Annotated in this window: 16 protein-coding genes and 1 pseudogene; 1 reads left to right on the top strand and 16 read right to left on the bottom strand. The window is 72.3% G+C overall.

The features are described from left to right. Positions 1 to 34 precede the first annotated feature (34 nt). The 4 genes and pseudogenes from treZ to QI554_RS03175 form a co-directional block, all read right to left on the bottom strand. Positions 35 to 1,723 (bottom strand): annotated as a pseudogene (gene treZ, locus QI554_RS03160) (malto-oligosyltrehalose trehalohydrolase); the annotation flags it as partial. After that, positions 1,720 to 4,203 (bottom strand): malto-oligosyltrehalose synthase, encoded by a 2,484-nt coding sequence (treY, locus tag QI554_RS03165; protein WP_281465532.1) that lies wholly within the window; start codon positions 4,201 to 4,203, stop codon positions 1,720 to 1,722. The pseudogene treZ and the gene treY, both read right to left, overlap by 4 nt. A 221-nt stretch (positions 4,204 to 4,424) precedes the next feature. Further along, on the bottom strand, positions 4,425 to 6,551 hold the full coding sequence (gene glgX, locus QI554_RS03170) for a glycogen debranching protein GlgX (protein ID WP_281465533.1): 2,127 nt from the start codon (positions 6,549 to 6,551) through the stop codon (positions 4,425 to 4,427). A 241-nt stretch (positions 6,552 to 6,792) separates the two neighbouring features. After that, on the bottom strand, positions 6,793 to 6,996 hold the full coding sequence (locus tag QI554_RS03175; protein WP_281465536.1) for a hypothetical protein: 204 nt from the start codon (positions 6,994 to 6,996) through the stop codon (positions 6,793 to 6,795). A gap of 384 nt (positions 6,997 to 7,380) precedes the next feature. Between QI554_RS03175 and QI554_RS03180 the strand changes: the two genes are divergently transcribed. Beyond that, positions 7,381 to 8,823, top strand: coding sequence for an SAV2148 family HEPN domain-containing protein (locus tag QI554_RS03180; protein WP_281465538.1), 1,443 nt, complete (start codon positions 7,381 to 7,383; stop codon positions 8,821 to 8,823). Between the two features lie 37 nt (positions 8,824 to 8,860). On the opposite strand, the gene QI554_RS03185 is transcribed toward QI554_RS03180, so the two are convergent. The 12 genes from QI554_RS03185 to QI554_RS03240 form a co-directional block, all read right to left on the bottom strand. Then, on the bottom strand, positions 8,861 to 9,220 hold the full coding sequence (locus QI554_RS03185; RefSeq protein WP_425527903.1) for a winged helix-turn-helix domain-containing protein: 360 nt from the start codon (positions 9,218 to 9,220) through the stop codon (positions 8,861 to 8,863). Between the two features lie 309 nt (positions 9,221 to 9,529). Beyond that, entirely contained in the window at positions 9,530 to 10,150 is a 621-nt protein-coding gene (locus QI554_RS03190) for a LysE family translocator (protein ID WP_281465709.1), read from the bottom strand. Positions 10,151 to 10,222: 72 nt separating this feature from the next. Further along, positions 10,223 to 11,119 carry an aminoglycoside phosphotransferase family protein gene (locus QI554_RS03195; protein WP_425527904.1) on the bottom strand — a complete coding sequence of 299 codons (897 nt, stop codon included), beginning with the start codon at positions 11,117 to 11,119 and terminating at the stop codon, positions 10,223 to 10,225. Positions 11,120 to 11,227: 108 nt separating this feature from the next. Then, complete coding sequence (locus QI554_RS03200; protein WP_281465540.1) at positions 11,228 to 11,971, bottom strand: sirohydrochlorin chelatase; 744 nt, start codon at positions 11,969 to 11,971, stop codon at positions 11,228 to 11,230. A gap of 25 nt (positions 11,972 to 11,996) precedes the next feature. After that, positions 11,997 to 12,911 (bottom strand): ABC transporter permease, encoded by a 915-nt coding sequence (locus QI554_RS03205; RefSeq protein ID WP_281465542.1) that lies wholly within the window; start codon positions 12,909 to 12,911, stop codon positions 11,997 to 11,999. Continuing rightward, positions 12,898 to 13,722, bottom strand: coding sequence for an ABC transporter ATP-binding protein (locus QI554_RS03210; protein WP_281465544.1), 825 nt, complete (start codon positions 13,720 to 13,722; stop codon positions 12,898 to 12,900). The genes QI554_RS03205 and QI554_RS03210 overlap by 14 nt, the downstream gene beginning before the upstream one ends. A gap of 100 nt (positions 13,723 to 13,822) precedes the next feature. Then, positions 13,823 to 14,962: an ABC transporter substrate-binding protein gene (locus QI554_RS03215; RefSeq protein WP_281465546.1), complete on the bottom strand. Its 1,140-nt coding sequence runs from the start codon at positions 14,960 to 14,962 to the stop codon at positions 13,823 to 13,825. 92 nt (positions 14,963 to 15,054) lie between these two features. Then, positions 15,055 to 16,413 carry a sulfate adenylyltransferase subunit 1 gene (locus tag QI554_RS03220; RefSeq protein ID WP_281465548.1) on the bottom strand — a complete coding sequence of 453 codons (1,359 nt, stop codon included), beginning with the start codon at positions 16,411 to 16,413 and terminating at the stop codon, positions 15,055 to 15,057. Between the two features lie 2 nt (positions 16,414 to 16,415). Then, positions 16,416 to 17,339, bottom strand: coding sequence for a sulfate adenylyltransferase subunit CysD (gene cysD / locus QI554_RS03225; RefSeq protein ID WP_281465551.1), 924 nt, complete (start codon positions 17,337 to 17,339; stop codon positions 16,416 to 16,418). A gap of 61 nt (positions 17,340 to 17,400) precedes the next feature. Continuing rightward, entirely contained in the window at positions 17,401 to 18,099 is a 699-nt protein-coding gene (locus tag QI554_RS03230) for a phosphoadenylyl-sulfate reductase (protein ID WP_281465553.1), read from the bottom strand. Positions 18,100 to 18,322: 223 nt separating this feature from the next. Next, on the bottom strand, positions 18,323 to 18,514 hold the full coding sequence (locus QI554_RS03235; RefSeq protein ID WP_281465555.1) for a hypothetical protein: 192 nt from the start codon (positions 18,512 to 18,514) through the stop codon (positions 18,323 to 18,325). Further along, on the bottom strand, positions 18,511 to 20,196 hold the full coding sequence (locus tag QI554_RS03240) for a nitrite/sulfite reductase (RefSeq protein WP_281465557.1): 1,686 nt from the start codon (positions 20,194 to 20,196) through the stop codon (positions 18,511 to 18,513). The genes QI554_RS03235 and QI554_RS03240 overlap by 4 nt, the downstream gene beginning before the upstream one ends. Positions 20,197 to 20,278: the final 82 nt, after the last annotated feature.

Below are 20,278 nucleotides of genomic sequence, written 5' to 3' on the forward strand. Positions count from 1 at the left end.
TGGTGCCGGCCAGCCCGCGTTCGACCTTCGCGCCGTCCCAGGCGGCGACGACCTCGGCGCCGCCGGTGCCCATGGGCAGCGTCGCCGTCTCGTCGGCGAGGTTCACCGCGGTACGGAAGCGGCCCCGGTGCACCATCAGCCAGCCCGCCGCCTCGTCGTACCCGACGTCCACCGACGGCAGGTGCGGATCGGACAGCTCCGGGTGCTCCTTGCGGAGCCGGATCAACTCCCGGTACCAGGAAAGCAGTTCCCGGTGCGGCGACTGCAGGGCCTCGGTCCAGTCCAGGCGCGAGGCGCGCACCGTGTCGACGGACTGCGGGTCGGGCACCTGCCCGGCGTCCCAGCCGTGCTCGGCGAACTCGGCCCGCCGGCCGCGCCGCACCGCCTCGGCGAGCGCAGGATCGGTGTGGTCCGTGAAGTACTGCCACGGCGTGGAGGCACCCCATTCCTCGCCCATGAACAGCATCGGCGTGAACGGGGAGGTCAGCACGAGCGCGGCCGTCGCGGCCAGCATCCCCGGCTCCAGCAGCGCGGAGATCCGGTCGCCGGCCGCGCGGTTGCCGACCTGGTCGTGGTCCTGCGCGTACGCCAGGAAGCGGTGCCCGGGCATCCGCGACGGGTCCAGCGGGCGGCCGTGCCCGCGGCCGCGGAACGCCGACCAGCCGCCGTCGTGCAGCCACACCTGCGTGAGCGTCTTGCCGAGCGTCGCCATCGACCCGAAGTCGCCGTAGTACCCCTGGCGTTCGCCGGTCAGCAGGGCGTGCAGCGCGTGGTGGAAGTCGTCGCTCCACTGCGCGTGGACGCCGTGCCCGCCGTTCTCGCGCGGGGTGACGGTGCGCGGGTCGTTCAGGTCCGACTCGGCGACCAGGAACAGCGGTTTGCCCAGCGCCGCCCCCAGCCGGTCGACGGCGTCGGACAGTTCCTCCAGGAAGTGCACCGCGCGCCGGTCCTCCAGCTCGTGCACGGCGTCCAGGCGCAGCCCGTCGAGGTGGAAGTCGCGCAGCCAGGCCAGCGCGCTGCCGGTCAGGAACGCCCGCACCTCGTCCGAGCCGGGGCCGTCCAGGTTGACCGCGCTGCCCCACGGGGTGTGGTAGCGGTCGGTGAAGTAAGGCCCGAACAGAGGGAGTTGGTTACCGGACGGGCCCAGGTGGTTGTGCACCACGTCGAGGACCACCGCCAGCCCGTGCGCGTGGCACGCGTCGACGAAACGCTTCAGCCCGTCGGGGCCGCCGTACGGCTCGTGCACCGCCCACAGGCACACCCCGTCGTAGCCCCACCCGTGCGTGCCGGGGAACGACGCGACCGGCATCACCTCGACGTGCGTGACGCCGAGCGCGACCAGGTGGTCGAGCCGTTCGACCGCGGCGTCGAAGGTGCCCGCGTCGGTGAACGTGCCGATGTGCAGCTCGTACACGACCCCGCCCGGCAGGGCGCGGCCGTGCCAGGAGCCGTCCGTCCAGGCGAACGCGTCGTGGTCGTACACCCGCGAGGCCCGCTCTGGCCCGTACGGCTGCCACACCGCACGCGGATCGGCCAGCGGCGGACCGCCGTTCAGCGAGAAGGAGTAGTCGGTGCCGGCCCCCAGGGCCGGGGCGTCCAGCCGCCACCAGCCGGGTCCGTCGCCGGGGCGCAGGGCGCGGCGGGCGCCCGCCGCGACCAGTTCGACGGTGTCGGCGTCGGGGGCCCACACGGAGAAGACGGTCACAGGGCGGTCTCCGTTCAGTGCGCGCTGTCTTCGAGCAGGGCCACGGGCAGGCGGGCGAAGACCTCGACGAGCGGCGCGTCCGCGGCGATGCGCCGGCCGGTCAGCAGGTCGTTCCAGGGCCGCCGGTTCCGCGCCCGGCCGGGCCGGGCCGCGCCGAAGTCCGGCAGGTCGAGGCGGGTTCCGCCCCAGCCGCCGCCGGCCGCGAGGCCCACCGGCAGGCGCGTCGCGAGCGCGATCGTGAATCCGCGCCGGACGCCGATCAGATGCGCGGACGCCGGCCCGCGCGCGTGCACCGGCGCGTACCCGCCGCGCGCCCCGAACCCCGCCGGGTCGCGGCGGCGCCAGCGCAGGACCGCCGACGTCACCAGCGCCTTCTCGTCGTCCAGGTCGCGGCACACCCCGCCCGCGTCCAGGTACGCCAGCCGCGCGGCGGCGTCCGTGAAGTCGACCGGAGCGCGGTTGTCGGGGTCCACCAGTGTGCGCAGCACCCCCTCACCCCCCTGGTAGACGTCGGGCACGCCGGGCATGGCCAGTTGAACCAGTTTGGCGCCGAGCGCAACCGCGCGCGCCGGTTCCGCGATTCGTGTCACGAACTCGTCGACGGAAGCGTGCAGTTCGCGGTCGTTCAGGACGGCGCGCAGGTAGTCCTCGGTGGCCTGCTCGTACGCCGCGTCCGGCGCGGTCCACGACGTCGAGCGCGCCGCCTCGCGCATCGCCTTGCGCAGGTACGCCGTCATCCGGTCCGCGTCGACCGGCCACGCGCCCACCAGGGTCTGCCACAGCAGGTAGCCGTCGTACCGGTCGGGGCCGGGGCCCGTGCGGTGCCGCGCCGCGGCCTTGTCCCAGCCGCGCACGGCGGCCGCCCACTCCGCCGGGATCTCGGCGAGTACGGCGAGCCGGGCGCGCACGTCCTCGCTGCGCTTGGTGTCGTGCGTGGACAGCGCGGTCATCGCGTCGGGCCGGGACTCGGCCATCGCGCGGCAGTAGCGGTGGAAGGCCTCGGGCGACAGGCCGGGATCGTCCGGCTCGCCGCCCACCTCGTTGCGCGAACTCAGGACGTACCAGCGGTAGAACGCGCGGTCCTCGACGCCCTTGGCGGCGACCGCGGAGGTGACCTGCGCGAACCGCACGGCGAACTCGGCGCACGGCCGGGCGCCGGGGTGGCCGTCGGGATGGCCGTCGGACGGGGTGTCCGGTCGGGCGTCCGGCGCCGCGTCGGCCTGGCCGCCCGCGGGTTCCGCCTCGTGGCCGAGCGCGACGTCCGCGATCCGCCGCGCGGTGCGCGCCAGCCGGCCCGGCACGCCGGTCAGCGCCTGCGCCATCAGGTCGACGGCGTCCGCGGGGGCCGGCTCGCCGGGCACCACGTACGGCCGGTACACCGGCACCGCGGCCAGCAGCTCGCGCAGCGCGTCGCCGCGGTCGGCCTCGGTGACGCCCGCCTTGTCGAGCACCCGCTCCAGGCGGGCCACCTCGGCGCCGAGGCCCGCGGCCAGCACCTCGCGCTTGCCGTCCAGAGCGACCGGGCCGAAGCCGGCGGTGGCGGCACCGGTCACCTCGCGGTGCAGGGCCCGTAGCGGGTCGGCGCCTGCCGGGTCGGTGAACACCGCGTCGACCCGGCGCAGCGCGTCGTAGCCCGTCGTCCCGGCGCAGTCCCAGTCGGCGGGCAGCCGCTCGTCGCCGGTCAGGATCTTCTCGACGACGATCCACGTGTCGTGCGAGGTCGCCGCGCGCAGCCGGCGCAGGTACCCGCGCGGATCGGCCAGCCCGTCCGGGTGGTCGACCCGCAGGCCCTGGATCAGGCCCTCCCGCACCAGCCGCAGGATCACCGCGTGCGTGGCGGCGAACACCGCCTCGTCCTCCTGGCGCAGCCCGATCAGCGACGTGACGGTGAAGAACCGCCGGTAGTTGCCGCGCAGGTCGCCCTCGTGCCAGTCCGCCAGCCGGTAGTGCTGCGCGTCCAGCGCCTCGTCCAGCGGCAGGTCCGCCGTGCCGTGCCGCAACGGGAAGACGTGCTCGTGGTAGCGCAGCATGCCGTCCTCGACCCGCAGCTGGTCGCCCACCTGGTCGACGGGCGCGCCGAGCACCGGCAGCAGCACGCGGCCGCCCCACGCGTCCCACTCGATGTCGAACCAGCGCGCGTACGGCGACCCGGGCCCCTCCGCCAGCACCGACCAGAACTGCCGGTTGAGCGACGCGGGCGTCGGCAGCGCCATGTGGTTCGGCACGATGTCCACGACGATCCCCAGCCCCGCGTCCGCGGCCTCCGCCGCGAGCACCCGGAACCCGGTCTCGCCGCCGAGCTCCGGCGAGACCAGGCTGTGGTCGATCACGTCGTACCCGTGCGTCGACCCGGGCACCGCCCGCAGGATGGGCGACAGGTACAGGTGGCTGACCCCGAGCGAGGCCAGGTACGGCACGGCGTCCGCCGCCTCGGCGAACCCGAATCCGGGCTGGAGCTGAAGCCGGTACGTGCCGGACGGTACGGCGGGAGGCGTCATGTCCGACGACTGCCCGCCCGGGCCACCCGACACGCCGCATTGGGCCATCCGGATGGCTATGCCCGCCGGATCACCCACGTGGACCAGCCCGGGCGACGTGCACCCGGCGCTAGGGCGTGTCTGGGGGATCTTGCCACCACTCACGCCGCCTGGCACCGCACGCCGGGCCTTGTCCCGGGCCTGGCGCAACGTGAGCGGCACCAAGATCCACCAGATACGCCCTAGGCGCGGGGGCGGCGCAGGAGGGCCATCGCGCGGGCCGGGACGTGCCAGGGTTCGCCGGCCTGGACGACGGGGCGGTCCTTCGGGTCGCGGGTCGCGCAGCCGGCGTCGGCGGTGTCGATCAGGACGGTCCACTGGGCGCCGTGGTTGAGGGGGATGTGGAACGCCAGGTCCTCGTGCGACGCGTTGAACAGCAGCAGGAAGGAGTCGTCCGCGATCGGCTGGCCGCGGTGGTCGGGCTCGCTGATCGCGTTGCCGTTGAGGAAGACCGCCAGCGACTTGGCGGTCGCCTCCCGCCAGTCGGCGTCGGTCATCTCGTCGCCGGACGGCGTGAACCACGCGATGTCGGACAGGTCGTCGTGGGTGCCCTGCACCGGCCGCCCGTGGAAGAACCGGCGGCGCCGGAAGACCGGGTGCTTGTGCCGCAGCCGGGTGAGCATGCGGGTGAACGCGTGCAGCTCGCCGGGCGGGGCGTCCTTGTCGGGCCAGTGCACCCAGGCCAGTTCGCTGTCCTGGCAGTACGCGTTGTTGTTGCCGCCCTGGGTGCGGCCGAACTCGTCGCCGTGCGCGATCATCGGCACGCCCTGCGACAGCAGCAGGGTGGCCATCATGTTGCGCTGCTGCCGGGCGCGCAGGGTGAGCACCGCCGGGTCCTCGGTGGTGCCCTCGGTGCCGCAGTTCCAGGACCGGTTGTAGCTCTCGCCGTCCCGGTTGTCCTCGCCGTTGGCCTCGTTGTGCTTGTCGTTGTAGGAGACGAGGTCGCGCATCGTGAAGCCGTCGTGGCAGGTCACGAAGTTGATGGAGGCGAGGGGCCGGCGCCCGTCGTCCTGGTACAGGTCGGAGGAGCCGGTCAGCCGGGAGCCGAGCTCGGCCAGCGTGCGCTCCTCGCCGCGCCAGAAGTCGCGGACGGTGTCGCGGTACTTGCCGTTCCACTCGGTCCACAGCGGCGGGAAGTTGCCCACCTGGTAGCCGCCCTCGCCGACGTCCCACGGTTCGGCGATGAGCTTGACCTGTGAGACGACGGGGTCCTGCTGGACGACGTCGAAGAACGAGGACAGCCGGTCGACCTCGTGGAACTGCCGTGCCAGGGTGGCCGCGAGGTCGAAGCGGAAGCCGTCGACGTGCATGTCGGTCACCCAGTACCGCAGCGAGTCCATGATCAGCTGCAGCACGTGCGGGCTGCGCATCAGCAGCGAGTTCCCGGTGCCGGTGGTGTCGAGGTAGTACCGCTTGTCGTCGGCGAGCCGGTAGTACGACTGGTTGTCCAGGCCGCGGAACGACAGCGTGGGCCCGAGGTGGTTGCCCTCGGCGGTGTGGTTGTAGACGACGTCGAGGATGACCTCGATGCCGGCCGCGTGCAGCGACTTGACCATCGACCGGAACTCCTGCACCTGCTGGCCGCGCTCCCCGGTCGAGGAGTACGCGTTGTGCGGCGCGAAGAACCCGATGGTGTTGTAGCCCCAGTAGTTGCGCATGCCGAGCCGGGTGAGCCGGTGGTCGTGCACGAACTGGTGCACCGGCATCAGCTCGATCGCCGTGACGCCCAGGTCGACGAGGTGGTCGATGACGACGGGGTGGCCGAGCGCCGCGTAGGTGCCGCGGATCTCCTCGGGCAGGCCCGGGTGCATCTGGGTCAGGCCCTTGACGTGCGCCTCGTAGATGACGGTGTCGTGGTACTCGATCCGCGGCGGGCGGTCGTTGCCCCAGTCGAAGTAGGGGTTCACCACGACCGAGGTGCTCATGTACGGGCCCGAGTCGCCCTCGCCCGGCAGGTCCGGGTGGTCGAACGAGTAGCCGTACACGGACTCGTGCCAGCGCACCTCGCCCGACATCGCCTTGGCGTACGGGTCGAGCAGGAACTTGTGCGGGTTGCAGCGGTTGCCCGAGGCCGGGTCGAAGGGACCCTGGACGCGGTAGCCGTACCGCTGCCCTGGCTGGATGCCGGGCAGGTACGCGTGCCGCACGAAGGCGTCGGTCTCGCGCAGCTCCACCCGGGTCTCGCCGCCGTCGTCGTCGACGAGGCAGAGCCAGACGCGCTGCGCGGCCTCGGAGAACACGGCGAAGTTCGTGCCGGCGCCGTCATAGGTGGCGCCCAGGGGGTACGGGCGTCCGGGCCAGACCTGCATGGGGAACCTGTCGTGTGTCGGTCGTCGGGCCCGCGCCGCCGTGGTCGACGCGCGGACGCGAGCGTGGGCCAGGCCATCCTCGCCTACCACGCCCGCGGTATGCGCGCGTTCCGCGCCGCCTTCCCCCGGATGGGTGGATCCCGTTTCGCGCGGAGGCGTCTTGGGATCCGACGGATCCGGCCGCGGTCGGCCCGCGGTCAGGTCGCGAGCAGACGGCGAGCAGGACGCGAGCAGGCCGCGGTCAGATCCAGTCGAGCAGTTCGGCGGCGAGCAGCTCCTGCCGGCACGGCCACTCCGCCCCGCAGGCGCAGGCGGCGCGGCCGCCGGCGTCGGGGCCGCGGTGGTGCCGTTCGAAGATCTCGGCGACGACGTGCCGGTAGCGGTCGAACTCGTCGTCGACGCCCGTCGCGCGGGCGGTGGTCTCGGTGCTGGGCGTGGCGATCATGGCGACCTCCTGGTGCCACCGATTTGTCTGTCCGTATACACGGGCGGGGGTCGCGCGCGGTTTCATCCGGGCAGGCTTCGGCCGCGACTTGAGGGAGCACCCTCACCGGTCATGCATCGGTCCGTGGACTGCTGGCAATGATTGCCCAGAGAGGCCGAGAAACATCATGATGAAGTGCTCTGGAGGCGACGTGTCGCGGCGATTAAGCCCACCGGACCAAGCCCCGTGCCGGGTCGGATTTCCTTAACTGCGCGTACCGTTGACGCGCGTATACGGCGGGTCGCGCCATCCGACTGAAGTACGCTCAACCGGTTCCGAACCGCGACGGGCGGGGTGCCGACGGAACGACCACGGGGCGACCGGGACACCATCGACGATGCGATCATGCGATTGGGGACGCTGATGACCGACCTGGGCCCGATCCCTCCCACACCGGAGCCGGACGACCTGCCCGACTCCTCGCGTGTGGGACCGGACGGGGCGACCGGGCCGGGGGAGGACGTACCGGACCCCACCGCGCCCGAGGAGCCCGTCCGCGGCCCGGACCCGGCCAACACCCGTGCCGGATACGGCAACCCGCCCCGGGTGCCGCTGCCCGGCCCGCGCAGCGCCGTCGACGACGGCACCCTGCCCCGGCTCGACGGAGGCGGCCCGCCCCCGCCCGGCGGCCCCGGCCCCCTGATGCCCGACCCGTCGGAGCCCGGCGACCTGTCGTGGGCCGAGCACGACTGGGAGGACGCGCTGCTGCGGGCCCGCCGCGCCGGCCGCGCGTACGTCTACCTCAACCTCGTCGAGCAGCGCCTGCGCGCCGTGGTCCGCCAGGTGCTCCAACCGGTCTACGGCACCGCCGACCCGCACTCCGTGCACCTCGGCCACGACGACGGCGCGTGGGTCGTCGCGGCGGCCGGCCCCACCCAGAGCGAGTGGGTCGAACGCGCCGAGGCGGTACGGGAGATGAGCCGCCGCCGCGGCTACATCGTGGACCCCGCCGACGACGACCTGGTGGCCTTTCTGACGTTGCCCCAGCTGCGCGAGCTGGTGGTGCGCAACTGGTGGTGCTTCGCGCCGTACCTGACCGACCGGCGCGCCCTCGAGCGCGCGCTGGAGGAGGTCGAGATCGGCCGGCACATCGTGGCGCGCAACCGTGTGCTGTCGCCGGACGTGCTGCGCCAGGTCGAGCGGGCCTGCACGCGCGTGCTCGCCGAGCTCGACGGGCGGCTCGGCCGGCACGCCGGCGAGCGGCTCGCGCTGGACGCCGTCGAGGAGCTGTTCGCGGGCCGCTACGCCGACCTGGTCGCGGTCTTCCCCGACCGCTCGGCGCTGCAGCGCAAGCTGCCCGTGGCCGACCTGGTCGGCGAGGCGCACACCATCGACGCGATGGGCGTGTCCCTGAACCTGCTGTGCCAGAACTACTCGGGCCGCGAACTGCACCGGCTCACCGCGGCCGGCTGCCGGGTGCGCATGCTGTTCCTCAACCCCGCGGGCGACGCGATGCGCACGCGCGAGAAGGAGGAGGGCGTCAAGCGGGGCATACTGTCGCGCTTGACCACACTCAACATCCTCCACGCCCGCAAGATCCGCGCGAAGCTGGCCGAGCCGAACCGCATCGAGATCCGGGTGTACGAGGAGACGCCGCGGTTCAACGCCTACCTCGTGGACGGCGACGTCGCGGTCGTGCAGCCGTACCTGCGGCGTTCGCGCGGTGTCGAGTCGCCGTCGTTCGTGCTGCGCGCCGAGGCGGACCCGGCGGCTCCGCAGCGCGGCCTGTTCGCCTTGTTCCAGGAGGAGTTCGACCAGTTGTGGGCGGCCGGCAAGCGCACCGCGTGACGGGTGCGCCCGCCGGTTCCGCGCAACGGTCAGACCATCAGGCGGCGGTGGGCAGGTACTTGTAGCCGACCCGGTGGACCGTCGACAGTCGGCGCTTGTGCCGCGTGCCGACCTTGCGGCGCAGCCGAGCGACGTGCACGTCGACCGTGCGGCCCTCGCCGGAGTCCGGGTAGCCCCACACGGCGTCCATCAGTTGGCGGCGCGTGAAGACCCGGCGCGGGTTGCCCAACAGGTGGGCGAGCAGCCCGAATTCGAGGAACGTGAGCTGCAGCGTGCGGCCGTCGACGGTCGCGGTGCGGCCGGCCAGGTCGAGCATCAGACCGTCGTCCTCGAGGACGATGTCGAAGTCGGTCAGCGCGGTCGTGGGCGTGGGCAGGTGCAGAGTGGCGAACGCCATGGCGCGGCGGGTCCCTTCAGGGCGTGCCGCAGGAGCCGATCCGCGGCGGGCGCGCGAAAGCGCGCCCGGCGATCAGGCGTCCGGCGGCGGAAAGTGAACGTGGAAGAGAACGGTCGAAAAGACCAAGGAATCAGACGGCTTGAAGGTGACGAATCGTCAGCAAGCCGGACACACGCAGCTGCACACGCGGCAGTAGTCAACCGCGAGGCGCCGGGTCAGCATCCTCCGTGTCATGACCGTTATCGTACGCGAAACCCCCGCAGGTATGAACCACCGGCCCGTTGCCGTCTCACATCGTGGAGGCAAATCTCAGCTTTCGACCGCCATACGCACGCCCAGTAGCAACAGCACGCCGCCCGAGACCTGTTCGAGGCGCTTGCGGACGTTTCGGCGCGAGATGATCCCGCGCATCCGGCCCACGAACCACACGTACATGCCGTAGTAGCCGATCTCGAACACCGCCCAGACGCCTGCCAGTAGCACCATCGTCGGCAGTTGCGGCGCGCCGGACGGCACGAACTGCGGCAGGAACGACATCGCGAAGACCGCCGCCTTCGGGTTGGCGAGGTTCAGCAACAGCCCGCCGCGGTACGCGGCCCACCCCGTCTTGCCCTCGGCCTCGTCCGACTCGGCCTCGTGCGCCTCGCCCTTGCGGGCCGCGCGCAGTGTCTGGACGCCGAACCACAGCAGCACGACCGCGCCGACGATCCGCATCACGTCGTACGCCACCTGCGACGCCGCGAGCAGCGCGGTCAGCCCGAACGCCGCGCAGACACCCCACACGAACACGCCGGTCTCGTTGCCCAGCACCGTCAGGAAGCCGGCCCGCCTGCTGCGCAGCGACTGCTTGATGATCAGCATCGTGCTCGGGCCGGGAGCGGCCGCGACGATCAGGCAGGCACCGAGGAAGGCGAGCAGCGTGGTCAGCATGGCGCCCATGGTCGGCCGCCTCCGCGGTGCTGTCCACCCAATTGCGCGTCCGGATATGTGCTCACAGCGGGCTCAGAACGCGTGCCAGCGGGCCTCGGTGTCGCCTTCGCGCAGACAGCGCACCCGGTGCTCGAACTCCTCCTCGGCGGCCGGATTGCCCGGCACGTGCTGCGCGACCCAGGCCGTGGCGGCCAGTTCGCGCACGGCGCGGAGCACCGGGTAGCCGTCCCACGCCGTCACGTCGAAGCCGTACTTGTCGGTGAAGCGCTTGACGGAGCCGTCGGGCAGGCCGTAGCGGACCGCCGCCATCGGGGTCAGGATCAGGTCCAGCTCGCGCAGGTCCGACGAGACGTTCTCCAGGTCCAGCAGGTACGCCCGGCCGCCGTGCACGCCGACGTTGCGCAGCAGCGCGTCGCCGTGGATGACGCCCGGCGGGAGCACCGGCACGACCGCGGCGAACGCGGCCTCCAGCGCCTTCTTCCGGTCGAGCAGGAACCGGCGGTCGTCGAGGTGCACCGCGGCGTCCGCCGAGTCCAGCCAGGTCTCGACGAGCCCGAGCGGCTCCCGCGGCGGCAGCGCGAACGGCGGCTCGGGCAGCGCGTGCAGCCGCTTGAGCAGCCGTGCCAGGTCCTTGACGTCGGGCTCCCGCTCGGGCGGCGGCAGCAGCTCCCAGAACGTGACGGGCCGTTCGGCGACCTCTATCGGCTGCTCCGCGACCGCCTCGGCCGGACGCACGGTGGGGAAGCCCAGCCCGGTGAGCCACCGCGCGACCTCGACCTCCCGCGCGGCCCGCGCCATCAGGTGCGCGCCGCGCGCGATCCGGACGACCAGCCCGCCCCGCCGCAACGCGAACACCGCGTTCTCGCCGTAGGCCAGGAGCTCCGCGTCATCCGCCAGCGCGGGGTCGACCCCCGCGCTCAGACAGGCCCGCGCGAGGATGGCGCGCTCGGCCGCGGCAGTATCGATCACGCCAGGGATCCTAACGGCGGTCGGCCGACGACTCGCCGCGGTCCGGCGTCAGCGATCCGTCAAAGGGCTGAAGGGGTAGGCGCGGCACGGCAGTCGGGGTGGTGCCGGTCACGCGGAGAGCGGGTGGCGCAGCCGGGTGGCCTCGTCGAACCGGTGGAGGGCCAGCGCGGCCAGTTCCGGGGTGTCGCCCAGCGGGGCGGTGACGACGTCGGCGCCGGCGGCCGCGGCCTGGGCGGCGATGCGGTCGGGGAGGAGGCCCGGGGCGAGCATGTAGGTGGCCACGGCGACGCGTTCGGCGCCGGTGTCGCGGAGCGCCCGGACGGCGTCGCCGACGGCGGGGGTCAGGGCCGAGGCGTAGGCCGTGACGACGGAGGACCAGCCGGTGCGGCGCCACGCGCGGGCGACGTCCGTGAGGGCGGCGTTGGCGGCGGGGTCGGTGGAGCCCGCGGAGGCGAGGACGACACCGTACGCGTCGTCGCCGGGCCACACGCCGGCCGCGCGCAGCCGGCGTTCCATGGCCTCGACCAGCAGCGGGTGCGGCCCCAGCGGGGCGGCTTGGCCCACCGTCAGGCGCAGTTGGCGTCCGGCGTCGAGCATCGCCGGGACGTCGTGTTTGGCGTGGTACGCGGCGGACAGCAGCAGCGGCACCGCGACCGCCTCGCGGACGCCGTCGGCGGCCAGCGCGGCGAGCGCGTCCGGCACCCGCGGCCCGCAGTGGTCCAGGTAGGCCACCTCGACCCGCAGCCCCGGGCGGGCGTGCCGCACCCGCGCCGCGAGCGACGCGACGGTCGCCTCGTGGCGCGGGTCCCTGCTGCCGTGCGCGACGGCGAGCAGTGCGGGTGCGGTGGACAACGATCGGTTCCTTGCCTGGTGGTGCCTACTTGTTGACGAGCAGTCCGCGCTGGCGGAGCACGAGCTTCTCCAGCGGGGAGAAGAGCAGCAGGTCGATGCCGATGCCGACGATCAGGATCATGAAGACGGCACTGAGCATCATGGGCATGTCGCCGAGGTCGCGGCCCTGGTTGAGGTACTGGCCGAGACCGTACCCGAGGTCGGGCGACGCGGCGATCAGCTCGGCGGCCATCAGCGAGCGCCAGGTGAACGCCCAGCCCTGCTTGAGCCCGGCGAGGTAGCCCGGCAGCGACGCGGGCAGCAGCACGTGCCACACGCCCAGCAGGCCGGTCGCGCCCAGCACCCGGCCGGCCCGGATGAACAGCGGCGGGACCTGGTCGACGCCCGAGATGATGCCCTGCGCGATCGACGGCACGGCGCCCAGCAGCACGACCGCGTAGATGGCGCTGTTGTTGAGGCCGAACCAGATGACGGCCGGCGGCACCCAGGCGACGGACGGAAGCGACTGCAGCCCGGACAGCAGCGGGCCGATCGCCGCGCGGATCCACTTCACCCGCGCGACGACGAGGCCGAGCGGCGTGGCGATGGCGATCGCCATGACGAAGCCGATCGCGGCGCGTTCGAGGCTGACCCAGAGGATGTCGAGGGTCTCGCCCTCGCGCCAGGTCTTCATGAACGCGTCCCACACGTCCAGCGGACGCGGCAGCGCGTAGTCGGGCTTGATCTCGGCCCAGTAGGCGATCTGCCATACGAGCAGCAGGAACGCGATCGCGAGGGCGGGCGGGAGGACCTTGGAGACCAGGGTCCGCCAGATAGGCGTGCGCTCGGACTCGTAGGTCTCCAGCGCGTCGAGGCCGGCCTCCAGGCCCGCGACGTCCTCGCGGGCACCGGGGGCGTGGTCCTCCGCCTCGGCCGGCTTCGTCAGGTCAGTGCTTGCCATGGCGGCGGATCTCCCCTCGCAGGTGGTCGGTGATCTCGATGGACAGCGCGGACACGTCGGGCGATTCGATGCGGCGCGGCTGCGGGATGTCGATGGTCCACTCGCGCGCGATACGGCCCGGTCGGGAGGACAGCAGCACGACGCGCTGCGCCAGCCGCACCGCCTCGCGCACGTTGTGCGTCACGAACACGACCGAGCGGCCGGTGTCGGCCCAGATGCGGGTGAGTTCGTCGTGGAGGACGTCGCGGGTGATGGCGTCGAGCGCGGCGAACGGCTCGTCCATCAGCAGCACGTCGCCCGACTGCGCGAGCGCGCGGGCGAGCGCGACGCGCTGCCGCATACCGCCGGACAGCTCGTGCACGCGCTTGTCGTACGCGGTGTCCAGGCGCACCAGCGCGAGCAGCTTCTCCGCCTCGGCGCGGCGCTGGTCGCGCGGCACGCCGCGCAGCTTGAGCGCGAGTTCGATGTTCTTGCCGGCCTTGAGCCACGGGAACAGCGCGTGGTCCTGGAACATCAGCGCGGGGCGGCCGCTCTTGAGGTCGATGGTGCCGGCGCTGGGCTTGTCGAGGTTCGCGATGAGGTTGAGGAGCGTGGACTTGCCGCACCCGGACGCGCCGAGCAGGCAGACGAACTCGCCCGGCTTCACGGTGAGGTCGATGCCGTCGAGGACCGGCGCGCCGCCGCGGCCGAAGCTCTTGCTCACGTTGGACAGGCGGACGGCGTAGGCGTCGTCGTTCCCGCGCGCGGTGCGTGCGGCGTCGACCGCCGTGGCGGCCGCCGTCACCGGCTGCTCGTGCACTGTCTGGGACATCGCGTCCACCCTTCCCGGTGGTCGTCCTTGCTGGAACTGCGCTGGTCGTCGTGTGGACGACGCCGGGGCGGGGCCTTTTGGGCCCCGCCCCGAGCCGTGTCTACTTCTTGCCGAGCCCCGCGTCGTTCACGGCCGGCTTGCCGCCCGCGGCGAGGAGCTTGTTGAGGATCGTCAGGTCGTAGATGCCCTTGATGTCCGCGTCCTTGGTGACGCCGACCTTGACACCGTCGTCCTTGAGCTTGAGCAGCGAGGCGGCCAGCGGGTCGTTGGTGACCTCGATGTTCTTCCACGCGGCGTCGATGACCGCGGGCGGAAGACCCTTCTGGGTGAAGGCCGTCAGCTGGTCGTTGACGTCGGCCTTCGCCTTGTCCGGGTTGGCGTTGATCCAGTCCGTCGTGGCGAGCTGGCCCTTGACGAGCGCCTCGACGGTGTCCGGGTGGTCCTCGAGGAACTTCTTGCGGACGACCAGGTTCGTGGTGACGAACTTGCCCTCGGGCCACAGCGTGCGCTCGTCGACCAGCACCTTGGCGCCGGCCTCCTGGACGAGCCGGGTCGCCCACGGCTCGGGCAGCCAGCCGCCGTCCAGCTCACCGGTCTTGAACAGCGCCAGCGTCTGCGCGTTGTCGGTCGGGACGATGCTGACGTCGCCGCCGCCCTTGGTGTCCGTGCTCAGGCCCTGGGCCTTGAGCCAGGCGCGGACCGCGACGTCCTGCGTGCCGCCGAGCTGCGGCGACGCGATCTTCTTGCCCTTGAGGTCGGCCGCCGAGTTGATGCCCGGCTTGACGACGAGCGAGGCGCCGCCGGACGTCGTGCCCGCGACGATGCGCAGCAGGTCGCCGTTCGTCGACGTGAAGCCGGAGATCGACGGGTTGGGGCCGATGTAGGTCGCGTCGATCGAACCGCCCTTGAGCGCCTCGATCGCGGCCGGGCCGGCGTTGAAGACCTGCGTGCTGATCTTCGTGCCGCCGAGCTCCTTGGCGTAGAAGCCCTCCTTGAGGCCGACCAGCGGAGTCGCGTGCGTGACGTTCGCGAAGAAGCCGAGCCGGAGCTCGGAGGCCGAGGTGCCCTTGGCCGAGGACGAGGCCGCGCCGGGGCTCTGGGCACCGGCGGCGGGCTGCGTCTTGTCGTCCTTCTTGTCGCTGCCGTAGCCGCACGCGGTGGCGAGCGCGAGCAGCGGAACGATCGCGAGGGATATGACGGTTTGTGCGGATCTGCGGCGCGAAAAACGGGCAGCGGGCATGAGGGACCTTCCCTGGGAAGCCGTGCAGGGGCACGGAGTTCGGCGTACAGCGGACGGGCTGTGCTACGGATGGCAGCCGGAGCCGGGTTCGGCTACAGACATCGCTCCGTAGCGGAGTCCGTCTCACCGCCTCGCCGTCCCTGGTCGACGAACGCCGGACCGGCCATGCCCGCGGTGAGCGTGGAGCCGTCGGCCTCGTCGATGAGGAGGAAGGACCCGGTGCGGCGTCCGGCCGCGTACGGGTCGAGCGCCAGCGGCTGCGCGGTCCGCAGCACGACGTGCGCGATGTCGTTGGGGTGCAGCTCGCCCGGCGAGGACTGCCGCTCCAGCGACTGGATGTCGACGCGGTAGGGGATCTCCTTCACGATCGCCTTCACCGTGCGGGTGGTGTGCTTGAGCAGCACCCGGTCGCCGGGCCGCAGCGGCTTGTCGGCGACGTGGCACACGGTGGCCTCGATGTCCTGCGTCGCGACCGGTGCGGCCTCGGCGGGCGCGATCAGGTCGCCGCGCGAGACGTCGACGTCCGACGACAGCCGGATCGTGACCGACTCGCCGGCCTGCGCACGGTCCACGGTGGTGCCGAGCCGGTCGATGCCCTCGATGGTCGAGTGCGCGCCGGAGGGCAGCACCACGACCGGGTCGCCGGTGCGGAACACGCCCGACGCGACCTGGCCCGCGTAGCCGCGGTAGTCGCGGAACTCGTCGTCGCTCTGCGGGCGCAGCACGTACTGCACCGGGAATCGCCCGTCGGCGTGCTCGTCCTGGCCGCCGGTCTCGACGGTCTCCAGGAACTCCAGGAGCGTCGGGCCGCCGTACCAGTCCATGTGCGCGGACGGGTCCACCACGTTGTCGCCGCGCAGTGCGGAGACCGGGATGGTGGTGACGTCCGGGACGCCCAACTCGCGGGCGAACGCGGTGAACTCGTCGGCGACCGCGGCGAACACGCTCTCGTCGTAGTCGACCAGGTCCATCTTGTTGACCGCGAGCACGACGTGCGGCACGCGCAGCAGCGCCGCGACGGCGGCGTGCCGGCGGGTCTGCTCGACGACGCCGTTGCGCGCGTCCACCAGCACGACCGCGAGCTCGGCGGTCGACGCGCCGGTCACCATGTTCCGGGTGTACTGCACGTGCCCGGGGGTGTCGGCGAGGATGAACCGGCGCTTGGCGGTGGCGAAGTAGCGGTACGCCACGTCGATGGTGATGCCCTGCTCGCGCTCGGCGCGCAGGCCGTCGGTCAGCAGCGCGAGGTCGGCCTCCTCCATGCCGCGGTCGCGGCTGACCCGCTCGACGGCCTCGAGCTGGTCGGAGAGCACCGACTTCGAGTCGTGGAGCAGGCGGCCGACCAGCGTGGACTTGCCGTCGTCGACCGAGCCCGCGGTCGCCAGGCGCAGCAGGCCGACAGAAGCGTCCGCCTCCGCGTGCTCGGCGGACCCGTTGATCTGACTGGTCATCTCTAGAAATATCCCTCGCGCTTGCGGTCCTCCATCGCGGCCTCGGACAGCTTGTCGTCCGCGCGCGTGGCACCCCGTTCGGTCAGTCGGCTCACCGCGATCTCGGCGATCACCTCGGCCACCGTGGCGGCCGGGGACTCCACCGCCCCCGTACAGCTCATGTCGCCGACGGTGCGGTAGCGGACGACGCGGCGCTCGAGCTTCTCGTCGCCCTTCGGGCCGCCCCAGTCGCCGGGGGCCAGCCACATGCCGCTGCGCTGGAACACCTCGCGCTCGTGCGAGAAGTAGATCTCCGGGAGGGGGATCTCCTCGCGCTCGATGTACTGCCACACGTCCAGCTCGGTCCAGTTGGACAGCGGGAACACGCGCACGTGCTCGCCGACCCGGTGCCGGCCGTTGTACAGGTTCCACAGCTCGGGGCGCTGGCGGCGCGGGTCCCACTGGCCGAACTCGTCGCGGAGCGAGAAGACGCGCTCCTTGGCGCGGGCCTTCTCCTCGTCGCGGCGGCCGCCGCCGAACACCGCGTCGAAGCGGTTCTTCTCGATCGCGTCGAGCAGCGGCACGGTCTGCAGCGGGTTGCGCGTCCCGTCGGGGCGCTCCTGCAGGCGGCCGTTGTCGATGAACTCCTGCACGTGGCCGACGAACAGCCGCAGCCCGTGCTCGGCGACCGTGCGGTCGCGGTACTCGATGACCTCGGGGAAGTTGTGCCCGGTGTCGACGTGCAGCAGCGCGAACGGGATCTGCGCCGGCCAGAACGCCTTGCGCGCCAGGTGCAGCATGACGATCGAGTCCTTGCCGCCGGAGAACAGGATCACCGGCCGCTCGAACTCGCCCGCGACCTCGCGGAAGATGTGCACGGCCTCGGCCTCGAGCGCGTCGAGGTGGCTGAGCGCGCCGGGCGCGGAAAGCTCTACCGCGGTTGTCACTTCCGCCTCCTGGGTGCCGTCGGGGTCGATCCGGTCTGTGCCGCGCGGGTTCGTGGTGCCATCAGTGGATCCCGCACTCGGTCTTGTTGCGTCCGGCCCAGCGGCCGGCGCGGGCGTCCTCGCCGGGGGCGACCCGGCGGGTGCACGGCTCGCAGCCGATCGAGCCGTAGCCGTCCATCAGCAGCGGGTTGGTCAGCACGCCGTGCTCGAGGACGTAGGCGTCGACCTGGTCCTGGTCCCAGCGCGCGATCGGGGAGATCTTGACCTTGCGCTTCTTGGCGTCCCAGCCGACGACCGGGGTGTCCGCGCGCTCGGGGGAGTCGTCGCGGCGCAGGCCGGTCGCCCACGCGTCGTAGCCGTCCAGCGCGGTGGCCAGCGGCGCGACCTTGCGGAGCGCGCAGCACAGGTCGGGGTCGCGGTCGTGGAGCTTGGGGCCGTACTCGGCGTCCTGCTCGGCGACCGTCTGGCGCGGGGTGAGCGTGATCAGGTTGACCGGGTAGACGGCGGCGACCGCGTCGCGGGTGCCGATCGTCTCGGCGAAGTGGTAGCCGGTGTCGAGGAACACGACGTCGATGCCCGGCTGGACGCGCGAGGCGAGGTGCGCCACGACGGCGTCCTCCATCGACGAGGTGACGCACCAGCGGGAGCCGAAGTGCTCGGACGCCCAGCGCAGGATCTCCTGCGCGGTCGCGTCCTCGAGCTCGCGTCCGGCGTTCAGGGCGAGCTGCTCCAGCGCCTCGGCGGTGTAGGTCGCGGTCATCTCGTCCTCCTCTCGTGGTCCGAACGGGTGAACATGCGGCCGAGTTGGCACCTTGGCGACTCGACCGGGCTAGCGTCGTGTGTGGCCGCCGGGCTGGCGGTGGCGGCCTGTGGAGCTGATGTAAGACCGCGGCGAGGGGTCCTCTCGACCGGGGCTGTCGGCGTCGAAGCAGGAAGGCCGACGGGCGACCGTCGGGCTCGTCGGCTCCGTGCCGGCGAGGAGGTCAATGCCCCTCCTTCGCGGTCGGCTGCGAGGGCGAAAGGACCAGACCGACGAACCTCAGGCCGAACACTCGGCGGCAGGCACCGCACAACCAGGTGCCATGCCCGTCTTCGTGCGGCCTGAGGTCTTCGTCGCCGCAGTAGGGGCAGTAGAACGGCACCGCCCGCTGCGTCCCTTCGCCGACATTGCTCATGAGAGATCGGCCTCCGTGGCACGCGCCGCCCACTGCGCGAAACGCTCGCCGTCGGTGCGCTGCTCCTCGAAGTTGCGGACGACGCGCTCGACGTAGTCCGGCAGTCCGGCGGCGGTGACCTTCAGGCCGCGGACCTTGCGGCCGAAGCCCGGGTCGAAGCCGAGGCTGCCGCCCAGGTGGACCTGGTAGCCCTCGACCTGGTTGCCCTCGTCGTCCAGGACCAGCTGGCCCTTGAGGCCGATGTCGGCGACCTGGATGCGGGCGCAGGCGTTCGGGCAGCCGTTGATGTTGATGGTGAGCGGCTGGTCGAAGTCCGGGAGGCGCTGCTCCAGTTCCTCGATCAGCGTCTGGCCGCGGCCCTTGGTCTCGACGATCGCGAGCTTGCAGAACTCGATGCCGGTGCAGGCCATCGTGCCGCGCCGGAACGGACTCGGGTTGACCCGCAGGCCGAGCGCCTCCAGGCCCTCGGTCAGCGACTGCACCTGGTCCTCGGCCACGTCGAGGATGAGCATCTTCTGCTCGACGGTGGTGCGGACCCGGTCCGAGCCGTGCGCCTCGGCGAGGTCGGCGATCTTGCCGAGCGTCGCGCCGTCCACACGGCCCACGCGCGGCGCGAAGCCGACGTAGAACTTGCCGTCGTTCTGCGGGTGGACGCCGACGTGGTCGCGCCAGATGCCGCTGGGCTGCTCGGGCGCGGGGCCGTCGACCAGCTTGCGCTTGAGGTACTCGTCCTCGAGGACCTGGCGGAACTTCTCGGGGCCCCAGTCGGCGACGAGGAACTTCAGGCGCGCGCGGTTGCGCAGCCGGCGGTAGCCGTAGTCGCGGAAGATGCTGATGACGCCTTCCCAGACGTCGGGCACCTCCTCGAGCGGCACCCAGGTGCCGAGCCGGACCGCGAGCTTCGGGTTGGTGGACAGGCCGCCGCCGACCCACACGTCGAAGCCGGGACCGTGCTCGGGGTGGTTGACGCCGACGAACGAGATGTCGTTGATCTCGTGGGCGACGTCGAGCAGCGGCGAGCCGGAGATCGCCGACTTGAACTTGCGGGGCAGGTTCGAGTACTCGGGCTTGCCGATGTAGCGGCGGTTGATCTCGTCGACCGCCCACGTGCCGTCGATGATCTCCTCGGCGGAGATGCCGGCGACCGGCGAGCCGAGCACGACGCGCGGCGTGTCGCCGCACGCCTCGGTGGTGGAGAGGCCGACGCCCTCGAGGATCTTCCAGATCGCGGGGACGTCCTCGATGCGGATCCAGTGGTACTGGACGTTCTGCCGGTCGGTGACGTCGGCGGTGCCGCGGGCGTACCGCTCGGAGACCTCGGCGACCGCGCGCAGCTGCGCGAGGTTCAGCCGGCCGCCGTCGACGCGGACGCGGAGCATGAAGTACTCGTCGTCGAGCTCGTGCGGCTCGAGGACACCGGTCTTGCCGCCGTCGATCCCCGGCTTACGCTGGGTGTACAGACCCCACCAGCGCATCCGGCCGCGCAGGTCGCTGCCGTCGATCGAGTCGAAGCCTCGGTGCGCGTAGATGTTCTCGATACGCGCGCGGACGTTGAGGCCGTCGTCGTCCTTCTTGAACTGCTCATTGGCGTTGAGCGGCTCGCGGTGGCCGAGCGCCCACTGCCCCTCGCCGCGATGGCGTGAGGTCTTGCGGGGTCCGGCGGCCGAGGAGGAGGTGGCCATGGGGCGTCCTTTGACGGGGTGTCAGGTGGACGCGCGCCGCACGTGGCGGTCCCGCTCCGCGCCGGATGAGGGCGCAAGGACG

The sequence above is a fragment of the Yinghuangia seranimata genome, from assembly GCF_029953285.1.
GTDB lineage: Bacteria > Actinomycetota > Actinomycetes > Streptomycetales > Streptomycetaceae > Yinghuangia > Yinghuangia seranimata.

Coding starts and splice junctions, on each gene's coding strand:
- treY (WP_281465532.1), bottom strand. CDS start 4,203: ATGACGCCTCCCGCCGTACCGTCCGGCACGTACCGGCTTCAGCTCCAG.
- glgX (WP_281465533.1), bottom strand. CDS start 6,551: ATGCAGGTCTGGCCCGGACGCCCGTACCCCCTGGGCGCCACCTATGAC.
- QI554_RS03175 (WP_281465536.1), bottom strand. CDS start 6,996: ATGATCGCCACGCCCAGCACCGAGACCACCGCCCGCGCGACGGGCGTC.
- QI554_RS03180 (WP_281465538.1), top strand. CDS start 7,381: ATGCGATTGGGGACGCTGATGACCGACCTGGGCCCGATCCCTCCCACA.
- QI554_RS03185 (WP_425527903.1), bottom strand. CDS start 9,220: ATGGCGTTCGCCACTCTGCACCTGCCCACGCCCACGACCGCGCTGACC.
- QI554_RS03190 (WP_281465709.1), bottom strand. CDS start 10,150: ATGCTGACCACGCTGCTCGCCTTCCTCGGTGCCTGCCTGATCGTCGCG.
- QI554_RS03205 (WP_281465542.1), bottom strand. CDS start 12,911: ATGGCAAGCACTGACCTGACGAAGCCGGCCGAGGCGGAGGACCACGCC.
- QI554_RS03210 (WP_281465544.1), bottom strand. CDS start 13,722: ATGTCCCAGACAGTGCACGAGCAGCCGGTGACGGCGGCCGCCACGGCG.
- QI554_RS03215 (WP_281465546.1), bottom strand. CDS start 14,962: ATGCCCGCTGCCCGTTTTTCGCGCCGCAGATCCGCACAAACCGTCATA.
- QI554_RS03220 (WP_281465548.1), bottom strand. CDS start 16,413: ATGACCAGTCAGATCAACGGGTCCGCCGAGCACGCGGAGGCGGACGCT.
- QI554_RS03230 (WP_281465553.1), bottom strand. CDS start 18,099: ATGACCGCGACCTACACCGCCGAGGCGCTGGAGCAGCTCGCCCTGAAC.
- QI554_RS03235 (WP_281465555.1), bottom strand. CDS start 18,514: ATGAGCAATGTCGGCGAAGGGACGCAGCGGGCGGTGCCGTTCTACTGC.
- QI554_RS03240 (WP_281465557.1), bottom strand. CDS start 20,196: ATGGCCACCTCCTCCTCGGCCGCCGGACCCCGCAAGACCTCACGCCAT.